Below are 12,197 nucleotides of genomic sequence, written 5' to 3'. Positions count from 1 at the left end.
TATGCTGCGATATATTGTGACGCTACTTTTATTTCTGTAAAACGTAATACCGTTCAAAAAGAGGCACTCCATGTATTATTAGGGATTACGCCATCTGGACAAAAAGAAGTCTTAGACTATATCATACGACCTAGTGAATCTCTTGATGCGTATAATGAACTATTAACTTCAATAAAAAAGCGAGGAGTTAAGTCTGTACTACTTTTTATTTCAGATGGATTTATAGGCTTAAAAGACCTATGCCTTACTCAATATCCAGCTGCTAAGTTTCAACGCTGTTGGGTTCATATTCTTCGACATATTCAAAAATTAATACGTCGCAAGGATTTAGCTGTTATTATGAGGGAATTAAAGATGATATATCAAGCCACCTCTTACGAACAAGCAACGTCAATACTAGGAATTTTTTTAACGACTTGGCAACCTATCTATCCTAAGTTACAAGGAATATTATCTGATATAACGGATTTATTTACATATTATGAATTTCCAACTTCAATTAGAGCAAGTATTTACACAACTAATATTATTGAGCAATTTAATAAACATCTTAAACGAACTATAGGTAAAAAAGAACAATTTCCTAATGAAGCTTCGTTAGAACGTTTTGTGTGCTCTTACGCCAATGAGTATAATGCAAAATTCTTTGAGCGAACTCATCGAGGATTTGCTCAGGCGCGTATAGATTTATAACTAGTTGTAACTGATAATCTTAAAGTGTTTACACAAAATTATTTACACTACCGAAATTAAAACTAAGATAGCTAAGACGTTTAGCACTTCAATCCACTTACACACATGTATAAGACTGATTAAATTTGAAATGTGTTTCGATAAATTCTCTTACTTCAATCCACTTACACACATGTATAAGACTTAAGACTTTAGGTTCAAATAATATCGTTGATGGCACTTCAATCCACTTACACACATGTATAAGACTTCTATGGTCTGCACACTACGTATAATCTGGGATTACTTCAATCCACTTACACACATGTATAAGACTGCTTAACGAGCAACAAATATCCATGCTATCTGATGACTTCAATCCACTTACACACATGTATAAGACTTGATGGTAATTCTGTTGCTATTGGTGAGTATTCAACTTCAATCCACTTACACACATGTATAAGACTTTATCCCTATACATGATCGCATTTGGCCATTAATAACTTCAATCCACTTACACACATGTATAAGACTGACCGTTCGATTACAAATACGTTTAGCTCTATTAACTTCAATCCACTTACACACATGTATAAGACTAGCTACATATAGTAGCAAACGAATAAATTCCCACCATATCTATGAAAAATCACTATTCTTTTTTATAAGTATCTTCTCATCAATCAAAATAGATTATCAACATATAAAAAATAGAGTGCGAACTGTATTTAGTTTTATAAACAACTTACTATTCGCACTCTAACACAAACAAATATAAATCAATCTCTAGCTCAAATAATCATTGGTCCTTCCACATCATAAGAAAGATCTTTCCCCATAGTTTCAATACTACTTTTATAATTTTTGCCTAAACGATAAAAGCGTAAATTATCAATATCAGCATCAATGATTTTTTCCAATTTATGCTTTAATAAGCGAAATTGCCCCTCATCTACACTACATTCAAAGACCGAATTTTGAACTCGCTGCCCATAATCAAGACAAACTTTAGCCACCTGACGTAATCGGCGTTTGCCAGCCGTACTTTCTGTATTAATATCATACGTCACTAATACATACACACTACCACATCCATCCTGATTAACATTTCATTGCACTATTATATTGCACTATTTCATGGCACCGTTTTTTTGCCTAACTAAGGCTCAATCTATGTGCTTATACCATCGCCTAGATAGCCTAGATAATGCCCCCACTCCAGACTATCATTTCCACATAAAGGGTGGATATGCATCCAAATCACCACGCAAGAAACGTGCATATAAAAGGGCCTGTACAAAAGGCACCAAGCCCCAAGGAATTTTTTCCTCTAAAAATGGATGTACTAACGTTTCTTTTTTACGTTCCTGCCATTTAGCAATAACGGCACGCCGAGCTTCGTCATTCATTAAGACCGCTCCATTGCTTTCCTCTGAAAAATCCTTACTGTTAACCACTTTACGGTTAATCAAAGACAAGACAAATCGATCTACCAATGGCGAACGCAACTCTTCCAACAAATCTAAGGCAAAGGAAATCCGTCCTGGCCGGTCTACATGCATAACACCAGCATAGGCATCGAGCCCTACTGACTCTAAAGCACTAGCTACATCATTAGCAAGCACGCTATACATAAAAGACAATAACGCATTAACCCGATCTAATGGCGGTCTACGAGAGCGAGTCGTAAATTGAAACGTTTCTTTTTGATTCAAAATCATATCATCAAAAACACTAAAATATTCAGACTGAGCCACGCCTTCAATACCACGCAAATGCGCCATATTAGCAGCAGAGCTACATTGCTTACTATAAGCCGTCAATGTATTAGACACGCTTTTCAAGCGCTTTGTATCAAGTCGCTCACTATATTGTCTAATGTAGCGCTCTAATGTCCATTTTTCATTATAAATTTTAGCTGTAATTACATGCTTTGCCACTGCCAGTGCCCGCTCTATGTCATCACATAGTCGATATTGCTCACGGCGTAATAAAATATTGCCTTGTGAACGTCCCTGCATACGACTAATTAAACGACCATGACTAGTCATAAACGCAATACCGATGCCCTGTTCCATACAACGTTCTAATAACTTAGGACTAATTCCACTATAAGCAAACGTTACGATGTCTTGAATATTATGCAAAGGATAGCGGCCTAAGGTCTCACCGTCTTTTTTCAAAACTACATTTTCACCTGTTGTAGCTAAGTAAATGTCTGGTGTCATAACATATAAGGTATTTTGTAATACTTTCATTCCGTCAACCGCCTTTGCATATATTCTGTTGCTGATTTTACCTTACTCAGCTCAGGCAAACAAAGATTTTGTAACGAACAAGCCTTACATCGTTTAGTAACTTTTACTTTCGGTGTATACTGACGCGTATAATATTGATTCATTTCAGCAACCATTTGCTTCACATAATCCCGTATAGCTTCCGTAAGAGGAACTACCTCACGGCGCCTCGTTTCATGATAAAACAAAGCCCCTTCTGTAATTTCAATACCCAGCATTTCTTCCAAGCATAGGGCCTGAGCTACAACCTGTAATTGATCACTTAAATCGTCTTTAGATTTACCACGCTTATACTCTACAGGAATTACGGTATACTTGGCATCATATTTACTAAAATATTCGCCGGCATCTGATTCCACAAGTTCTACGGCATCACAAATTCCCCGAATGCCTAAAGTATGGGAGATAACTGGCAACGAACGGAGTACCCGCTTGTTGCCAATTTTTTCATCCGTTTTACCTGTATCTACTTTTTCATGTTTAATAGTGCCATCAATGGTGAAGAAGTTATCAGCCCACGCCTGTTCAATGTGAATCAACGCCCATTGCCTGCGACAAAACGCAAAGTGTTGAATCCCTGCTATTTGTAAATAATCATCTTCCTTGGTCATACAATCACACTTATTCTATACTTATTCAATGATTTCAACAGTGAGGCCATCCGCCTTATAGCTAGCCAACTTATCTTCATTGAGTGTGATTTCATAGTCAGCAAAGCTACGAGGGGCCCCTTCCGCCAAATGTTTTACTTCTACTAAATTATGAATATGCGCCGTCGATGTGCAGCCCAATTTATTAGGATGGGTGAACCAATATAAACGTTCTACGGCCATGCTACCTTCTGGCCGAGCAGAGGACATATCATTTTCAAATAAAGTGTGTAATGCTTCTTTTACCAATTCAGCATCTTCATCTGTAAAACCTGTTTTTTCAGCGAAATAGCAGTTAATGCTGCCGCATACTTTGTAAACACCATATTCAACAAAATGCTTAGATCCCATTCTATCAGAGACTTTATCTCCTTCTTTCTTTCCTTCTTGACCATTAGTGCTTCGCGTAATCTGCATAGTTCTAATATTAACTAAATCTAAACTTTTAGCAATACTACAAGAGACCGGTCCTCTGACAGCTATAGAAATCCCTTGTTCATCTTTATCATTACTTTTAAATGCTAATACCTGTCCAAATGCTCTAACATCCATCCACTTTTGACAAGCTATCGCTTGAATGGTTTTCGTATCTTCTTTAACTTTAAAAGTTTCATCATAACGCTTTTTTAATGACGTATAGCCATCAGTAATACGATCGTCTGCTTGTACAAAAATATCATACCCTAAATCTTGAAATCGATTTCTAATCTTACGTTTTATTGCAACATCCGATACCTCACCATAACCCTCATAATCAGTTCTAGGCAAATTACCCATTAATGGATCCCCATTTGGATTTGCATTCTTTACAGAAAAAAATAAAATAAAGTCAATCTTTTTACTTAACGAACACATAATAAAATCCCTCCATCATTATAAAAAAAGTTTTAACTACTTTGACTCTTCTAAATCTACATATTCTTCTTCCTTATCATTATTTTGTTTTCTTAAATATAACTCCTGACGCTGTATATGATATCCGAAAATAAAATCATCTCCAACTCTTTCACTCTGGATATTAGAGAGATTTTTTTCAATTTCATAAAGCTTAGCATATATTTCCGTCAGCAAATTATCAAAATAGAAAACCCTTTTTTCTCGTCCTTTCTTTATTAGAGTTTCTCTATAAGGAAGAATTCGATCAGCAAGAATATTTACTAATCGCAAAGGTCTAATACGTATCATTTGCCAATAAGTTTCTACATTTGTTTTAGCTTTTAAATCATTCCCTGACACATATACGGCCTCTTTTTCAATTTTCTCATAAATAGCAACTAACCTCCCATATAAAAAACTTCTTGATTCTTCCATAATAAGCTCCCCCTTCTTACCTACTTTAAGTTCTCCAATATCTATTTTATGTTTTTTAATTATACTAACACCTCGCCATAATGCTTCATTCCAATATTTTCCATACACGTGACGATTAAATAAATTATTAGTTGCTCTCTGTACAATATCGTCTGGCATTTTTTGTCTTCTAATTAGGCATATCAAAAAACGCTCTATAAAGTTCTTTTTTATAGCGTCAGACTTTAAAGTAAAAATATCATTACTAGAATTTATTTCTTTTTCACTTTGAAGTCTCCCATATAAAAATGTCACTAACTTTTCAATAGACGGTGCTACATTTATCATTTTATTTTCTTTTTTATCTTTTTTTCGCACTGCTAAGTCAACATACCATTTTTGAATATTAAAATTTGCTTCAGCCTGCTTAAATTTTTCAAAATGCCTAACTGAAACTCTCCCCTTACTATTTGTCTCTAAAAATAAAATACAAAAATTCTCATCATAAAACCCTTGTTTTAAAAACTTCTGTCCACTAAAATAAGAATTTATTTTTTGAGCACGCTTGCCACCAAGAAAATCATCAATATCTGAGTAATCTAAATCAGAATCTAACAATTCACCTTGATTCTCTATAATATGATCTTGCCATAAAATACGGCTGTCACGAGATAAATCCGTCGTCATCCAAGATAGTACACTAGCAGATTCACTTATTTGCCAATTATAACATCTATTATTAATCAAATAAGCTAATAAATTATGAATTTTTTGAGATACTTCTACGCCTATATGAAAAATTTGATTTTCTTTATTAAAGCGACCTTTATAAAACCAGTCAATATTACTAGAAATTAATTTTCTAGTATCAAATAACGATTTATGTTTTGTTATACACGGCATTTTAGTACCAGAGACATCACAAATCTCTTGATCAGTTTCATCTAAACTTTTTAAATAATTAATATATAATCTATGTAATTCAACATCTCTAGATGTAGTAATCACACCTCGTTCTTTAGTTCGAACCGCAAAAGATATGAAAAGTTTATTAATATCAATCTTTTTACGTTTAATCATTATATTGTCATTATCAATTTTAGTATCAGGATTTTCTCCTATTTCCTTGATAATATCACTTTTTAAACTCTTCTTTTTTAAGTATTTATAAATAGCTCTATAACTCGGACATTTAACTTTATTTTCGACTAAATATTGATAACAACCATCTATATAATTTTCATATGTAGGACTAAACTCACAAGATTTCACATCATTTAACATATAGAACAATTTATCACACAATGGCCTAGGTTCTTTATTCTGTGTTCTAGAAGCAGATTTTGTCGTAACAGGAAATATTAAAAATTCACCAGGAGGTAAAAAATCTCCTGATATATAATTTCCATTCTCGTCTAATAAAATTTCATATACCTTATATTTAGAGCTACTAAAACTATCATGATAAATTGGAACTATACATGCAGAACTAGAGTCTGAGCATATACCAACTAGATTTAACTGCTCAGCATAATCATATGTCTTAAGTAATGATTGTAACAGGCTCATTATACATTCGCCTCCCCATAATCATTCAATTCGTCAACAACCGGCTTAATTTGAATATCCTTTTTAGTTCCAAACTTTCGCAATTGATGAGAAATTGTACATTCTTCAGGACGACAAAAAGTAATAACACCATCACTCATAATAATAGGAGAAAAATTAGAATATAAATAATCTTCTTCATACTCAACTGACTCATGAAATGTTCTAGGATAAACAAAAGAATGAAACATAAGGCCTAATGATATATCACCATTTTGAAATGTACTTAACTCTTCATATTCTCTTTCTGATAATTTTGATATATATCCTAAACATTCTCTTACACCTAAAAATATATCTCGACGTCCACCTTTTTTCATTGAACGCAACATAATCTGTTCGTGCTTTATTTCATTTCTGTCATCACTAAATTGCTTAAATTGTTCATTCCACTCAAAATGAAATTTAACTCCATATGCAACATCCTTCAAGTAAGTATGTGTCACTCGCTGAGTACTACCAGAGGAAATTAATGGAGGAAATAAAAGCCCTTTACTTTCAGTTTTTATAGGATTCAACACTTTGATTTGATCCACATAAATCACAAATGTCGGCTTCCAATATACCGCTTCAATAATACCTTTAATTGCTTGATATGTAGGTACTTGATAAGTAAATTTTTCTCCACCACCTTTGGACATAGGATCTGTAAACAATGCATAATCACCATATATTTTCATATAAAATGGATTAGACTGAAACATAATAACCTCCCTCTAATAGATTAATTCATTCATATATCCCTTTATTAAGCCTTTGCTATAGTCATATCCCTCTTCGCTTAACAAATAAATTTTTCCATCCAAAATAGTACTCAAATATGGCTCATACTCTTTTATTACATACTTTTGGATATTAATAGTATTTCTTTGTAATCGCTGTAATAAAATTTTAAAGCACAACAATAGTACCTCACTACTATTTTTTTGTATCCGATCAATTAAATCATCTAACTCAGCTAATAACTCCTTATTTTTATATGGAACTATCACAGAAATAGAGTTATCCTCAATAAGCTGAAATTGTTCGCCCGCCGTTTTAAAACTTTGCTTCATTGGACTTTCCCATATTCTTAATACTTTTTCTTTTGTATCTTGATTTAATGCACAAGCATTAGTTATAGACCTATTAATGCTCAATAAGTCCAACAGAGTATTGCTACCCTTAAATACAGGATAACTAAAAAGATTTGTCTTGTTTTTGATAAGTTTATATAACTCATCAAAATATAAATCTAACAATTCACTTAAAGATTTCTCCACAATAAAACTAGAATCCTCTTTATCAAAATTTAATTTTTGATCTTTTAATGTAAGTAATGTCGCGTTTTGCTCCATTTTAAACTCTTGTAAATAACTTAAGTTCTCAATTATATATTTGATAATATAAACTATCCCCTTATTGGATAATTTACCTTCTCTATTGCACCTACCTGCTGATTGAATAATACTTGCTATACCGATAAGTGAACGATATACTACATCAAAATCTAAGTCAACACCAGCTTCAATTAATCTAGTACTAATGCAAATTATTGGAGTATAAGAATCATTACTTTTTAATCTACCTTTTATGTCCTTTATAATATCTAATCTATGCGCTGCACACTGATTAGTAGTCAAGTAGTACAATAAAGGCCTAGTATCCGTCTCATCATAATATTCTTTTAGTGCATTATATAATTCTTCAACTGCTCGTTTAGTATTTAAAACAACAAGAACACTTTTTCTTAAATTAACTGTATTAGCTATATGAGAAACCAACTCCGCTGTTGTAAATCCTTCATTATTTTCACCTTTCATCAAGATTTTATAAAGAACTCTAGAAAAAACAGGATTAAGAGTATTTATTTTATTACTTAAACTAGTGATTATATTCTCCTCTGATTCTTTAATTAAATTCCCATAATAACAAGGAAATTCTAATACACCTTTCAAGTCATAACATGGAGGAGTTGCAGTACAATGAACAATAGTAACATTCATAAACTTAGCTAAAAAATTAAACATTAGATTATTTATATACATGGTTTTTATAGGAAGACTCTGAATTTCATCTATAATTATTGTAGAGTTTATTAATTTTGAAAATCTACGTATAGATGCTGATTTATTCTTAAATAATGTATTACTTAATTGTACTACTGTTGTTAAAATAAATGGTGCTTCCCAACTTTCTTTCAAATAATTAATATAATGATATTCATCTTCTTGCTCATTTAATTGATTAATATCAAATGGACTTGTTTCATCTATAACATTACTATGATGTTCCAATATATATTTTTCATATTCATTCTTTTTTCCTGCATCTGTAAGTACAGCTTTAATTTCTTCTGCATTCTGTTCTAATACAGATAGATATGCAGTAGTATAAAATACTCTCTTTTTTTTAAAAAATCGAGCATTTTCCACTACAAACCTTAATGCTGCATATGTTTTTCCTGATCCAACAGGCATATCTAATTTATAATTTCCATTAGAACATAAATATGCTTTTTCCAATACTTCATTTGCTAATATACTCCTAATACAGTTTAATCTATGATTCTTCTGTGTTCCTAAATCATGTGATACTGCACTATGTTTCTCAAAGCTTTTATATAATTTAGTGGTTTGTTCACAAAATTTCTCCCATAACATATTAACCTCTTCTTTAGGAAATCTATTATCACTAATCGCCTTATCGTAATTAGACGAGTCATAAATATCTACTTCTTTTAGAATAGACAATAATAATCTCATCATACAACCATCATAAAAGGCCTCTGCTTTTTTTACATTCGCCCCTTTATTATCTAAAAATTGTAATAATTCCTTCTTCTTTTCAATCCAAATACAAAATTCTTTATATCCTTTTTCATAAAAATTCTCCAATGAATCTTTAGACATTTTATATATCCATTGAAAAAATTCTTTATAAAAAATTTTTTCTGCTTTTCTTTCATCCTGATTATTATATGAAAATACTCGTTTATCTATTCTATTATTATCATCTGTTATAATATCAAATAATCCATGATGGGCTAATATACAGTATTGTAAAAGATTCTTATATAAACTTCTTAATTTTTTCTCTTTATCCTCAATTTTTTTATTTTTCAATATATTCTTTTGAATATCTTCAGAAATATATTCAATAAATCTAGCTCCCATAGAGGAATGAATCACCTTTTGTTTGCTATTATTATAAAGATATTTTTGAAAAACTTCACTACTTTTACCTACATCATGCAAAATTGCAATTAAAAAACAAATATTTGATGCCCCTATATCATCACCTAACACTTTTGCATAATTTGCACAATTAAGTAAATGTTCAAATAAACCTTGTTTAATGCCTGTTTTTTCATTAATGTGAGCCAATAGTTCCATTATTCTTCCCCTTTATTGTCAAAATATCTTGCAGATAAATATCCTTATTTTAAGTATAATCTATAAGATATTTTTTTCTAGTATTAAAACCCAAATAATTAATCTAAATTTTTCAGGTTAAAATTACACCTCACTAAAATCATTGCTTACCCAAGTATCAATCTAAGAGTTTTTATAAATATCAACCATACTGAAACTAAACTAGCAAATCTAACCTATTAAAATAAAAAACAGCAGGCCTATACAGACCTGCTGCCTTTATCACCATAATCCTAGTATATACCACCAAGTGGAACCAATACCAAACCAAATTATTATGTTAATCACAGAAACTTGGAATCCTAACTTCCACCAAGTTTGTTGTGATACATAGCCAGCCCCAAAATAGATTGGTGCCGGTGCGGCTGCATAATGCGTTAATGACATACATAAATTAGAAGCAAAGGCAAATACTAAAACAGCCAAATATACAGGTGCTCCTGCCGCTACAGCAATCGTAACAAATGCGGAATACAAAGCGGTAATATGAGCTGTTAAGCTTGCAAAGCCATAATGAATATAGAAATAAATAAGCAATAAAATAGTTAAAGTTGCCAGCCAAGATACACCAACTAAAGCACTACTAATATGAACTGACATCCAGTCAATGATTCCTGTCTTAGCTAGCTGACCTGCTAAGCCTACCAATGTGCCCATCCAAATCAATGTATCCCAAGCACCTTTTTCATCCAATACATCTTGCCACTCTAAAATTCTTGAGACCAACATACTAGATACCCCTAACAAAGCAACTACCGTCGCATGAATCCCTGTAATATTAGAGGTACTCCACAATAACAAAGCACCTATAAAAATAATAGCTACCATCTTTTCAGAATGACTCATAGGCCCCATGTCTGCTAATTCTCTATGGGCTAATGCTTGTGCTTCAGGCGTCTTTTTTAATTCTGGGGGATACACTTTATACAAATAATACGGAACCACTGCTAACGCAATTAAACCTGGAACAATCGCTGCCAAGGCCCAAGTGCCCCAAGACATATTAATACCTAAGGCTTGACTAGCTAATAAAATGGCTAATGGATTACCTGCCATAGAAGTCATAAACATTGCTGAAGTTATTGTATTGCCTTGATATTCAGCTTGCATCAAAAAAGCACCTACTCGACGGGGGTTCTTATTTGGCTCTGAATCAAATGCAGAGGCTAAGCCTCTTACTATGGGAAATAAAATTCCCCCAGCTCTCGCTGCATTAGAAGGCGTCGCCGGACTAATAATCAAATCACTTAAAATAATCGTATACGCTAATTTTAAAGTGCTCGTTCCCATTTTCTTAATTAACCAAAAAGCGATTCGCCGCCCTAACCCCGTTTTTATAAAGCTTTTAGCAAACAAAAAGGCTGCTACAATTAACCAAATACTACTATTACCAAATCCAGCTAAAGCCTGACTCGGTTTTAAAATATTAGCTAATTGTGTAATTGTAATACTAATAAATGCAATAGCACCAATTGGTAATGGTTGCAATATAAAACCAATAATTGTTCCCAAAAACACAGCTAGCAAATACCACGCTTGATTAGAAAGTCCTTCTGGCACTGGAGACATTGCAATTCCAACACCCACTATAATAGGCACTACCCAAGACGCTATCGTTTTCCTCATATGCTTCATATAATATACCTATATTTACCTAATCGTAAAATTTTATTTTATAATTATCAAATAGTACATACCGAAGTTCAATGCTAAGCCTTCTTATACTTTGCCACTTCTTGCTTTTGCAATACATTGCCTTCTGTATCAATCCCCACAATAACGCGGAAGCGATCAAAGTATAGCTTTTTAATAGATTCTGTCCCTAATTCAGGATATAATACAATCTCCGCTGATTTCACACGAGCCGCATTAATAGCCGATGCACCACCAACACCTAACAATGATACACCACCATATTGTTTACATAAATCAGCTACATAAGGGGCACGATCACCCTTGCCTAAAAAAGCAACCGCACCTAATTGAAACATCATTTCAACAAATGGGTCCATACGTGCTGCTGTTGTAGGTCCATTAGAATTAAATACTTGACCTGGTTGAGGTGGACATGGCCCTGCATAATATACCAATTGATTCGTCCAATCTAATGGTGATTCTTCACCAGCCTCCAATAAATCTTTAATTCGCTTATGTGCCGCATCACGACATGTATATACATAGCCTGTTAAATATAAAACATCACCTACTTTTAATTGTTTCACAAACTCTTTTGTTAAAGGTAATTGTACATCCCGTTCCATAAT

The 12,197-nt window shown here is 32.8% G+C and carries 10 protein-coding genes and 1 CRISPR repeat array; of the genes, 1 reads left to right on the top strand and 9 read right to left on the bottom strand.

All coding sequences use genetic code 11. The annotated features are described in order from the left end of the window. On the top strand, positions 1 to 693 hold a 693-nt coding region (locus VER_RS09840; protein ID WP_202922160.1), incomplete at its 5' end, for a transposase. Between the two features lie 85 nt (positions 694 to 778). After that, positions 779 to 1,275: direct repeats of the CRISPR family, unit length 32 nt; unit sequence ACTTCAATCCACTTACACACATGTATAAGACT. Positions 1,276 to 1,466: 191 nt separating this feature from the next. Here the strand turns inward: VER_RS09840 and cas2 are convergent. From cas2 to VER_RS09795, 9 genes are all read right to left on the bottom strand, one after another. Beyond that, complete coding sequence (gene cas2 / locus VER_RS09835) at positions 1,467 to 1,757, bottom strand: CRISPR-associated endonuclease Cas2 (RefSeq protein ID WP_162100649.1); 291 nt, start codon at positions 1,755 to 1,757, stop codon at positions 1,467 to 1,469. Positions 1,758 to 1,901: 144 nt separating this feature from the next. After that, positions 1,902 to 2,933 (bottom strand): type I-C CRISPR-associated endonuclease Cas1c, encoded by a 1,032-nt coding sequence (gene cas1c, locus VER_RS09830; protein ID WP_162100648.1) that lies wholly within the window; start codon positions 2,931 to 2,933, stop codon positions 1,902 to 1,904. Then, positions 2,930 to 3,583, bottom strand: coding sequence for a CRISPR-associated protein Cas4 (cas4, locus tag VER_RS09825; RefSeq protein ID WP_162100647.1), 654 nt, complete (start codon positions 3,581 to 3,583; stop codon positions 2,930 to 2,932). Before cas4 ends, cas1c begins: the two co-directional genes overlap by 4 nt. Before the next feature lie 21 nt (positions 3,584 to 3,604). Beyond that, positions 3,605 to 4,477 carry a type I-C CRISPR-associated protein Cas7/Csd2 gene (cas7c, locus tag VER_RS09820; protein WP_162100646.1) on the bottom strand — a complete coding sequence of 291 codons (873 nt, stop codon included), beginning with the start codon at positions 4,475 to 4,477 and terminating at the stop codon, positions 3,605 to 3,607. A gap of 36 nt (positions 4,478 to 4,513) precedes the next feature. Then, on the bottom strand, positions 4,514 to 6,481 hold the full coding sequence (locus VER_RS09815; protein ID WP_162100645.1) for a type I-C CRISPR-associated protein Cas8c/Csd1: 1,968 nt from the start codon (positions 6,479 to 6,481) through the stop codon (positions 4,514 to 4,516). Beyond that, positions 6,481 to 7,224 (bottom strand): type I-C CRISPR-associated protein Cas5c, encoded by a 744-nt coding sequence (gene cas5c, locus VER_RS09810; protein WP_162100644.1) that lies wholly within the window; start codon positions 7,222 to 7,224, stop codon positions 6,481 to 6,483. The genes VER_RS09815 and cas5c overlap by 1 nt, the downstream gene beginning before the upstream one ends. Positions 7,225 to 7,236: 12 nt before the next feature. Further along, positions 7,237 to 9,894 carry a CRISPR-associated endonuclease Cas3'' gene (locus VER_RS09805; protein ID WP_162100643.1) on the bottom strand — a complete coding sequence of 886 codons (2,658 nt, stop codon included), beginning with the start codon at positions 9,892 to 9,894 and terminating at the stop codon, positions 7,237 to 7,239. Between the two features lie 261 nt (positions 9,895 to 10,155). Beyond that, a complete protein-coding gene (locus VER_RS09800) occupies positions 10,156 to 11,568 on the bottom strand; it encodes an anion permease (protein ID WP_202922159.1) in 1,413 nt (470 codons plus the stop codon). Between the two features lie 74 nt (positions 11,569 to 11,642). Then, positions 11,643 to 12,194 (bottom strand): FumA C-terminus/TtdB family hydratase beta subunit, encoded by a 552-nt coding sequence (locus tag VER_RS09795; protein ID WP_162100642.1) that lies wholly within the window; start codon positions 12,192 to 12,194, stop codon positions 11,643 to 11,645. Positions 12,195 to 12,197: the final 3 nt, after the last annotated feature.

Source organism: Veillonella sp. R32, from assembly GCF_010093125.1.
Lineage (GTDB): Bacteria > Bacillota > Negativicutes > Veillonellales > Veillonellaceae > Veillonella_A.
This window is presented reverse-complemented; position numbering and strand designations above follow the sequence as displayed.

Coding starts and splice junctions, on each gene's coding strand:
- cas1c (WP_162100648.1), bottom strand. CDS start 2,933: ATGAAAGTATTACAAAATACCTTATATGTTATGACACCAGACATTTAC.
- cas4 (WP_162100647.1), bottom strand. CDS start 3,583: ATGACCAAGGAAGATGATTATTTACAAATAGCAGGGATTCAACACTTT.
- cas7c (WP_162100646.1), bottom strand. CDS start 4,477: ATGTGTTCGTTAAGTAAAAAGATTGACTTTATTTTATTTTTTTCTGTA.
- VER_RS09815 (WP_162100645.1), bottom strand. CDS start 6,481: ATGAGCCTGTTACAATCATTACTTAAGACATATGATTATGCTGAGCAG.
- cas5c (WP_162100644.1), bottom strand. CDS start 7,224: ATGTTTCAGTCTAATCCATTTTATATGAAAATATATGGTGATTATGCA.
- VER_RS09805 (WP_162100643.1), bottom strand. CDS start 9,894: ATGGAACTATTGGCTCACATTAATGAAAAAACAGGCATTAAACAAGGT.
- VER_RS09800 (WP_202922159.1), bottom strand. CDS start 11,568: ATGAAGCATATGAGGAAAACGATAGCGTCTTGGGTAGTGCCTATTATA.
- VER_RS09795 (WP_162100642.1), bottom strand. CDS start 12,194: ATGGAACGGGATGTACAATTACCTTTAACAAAAGAGTTTGTGAAACAA.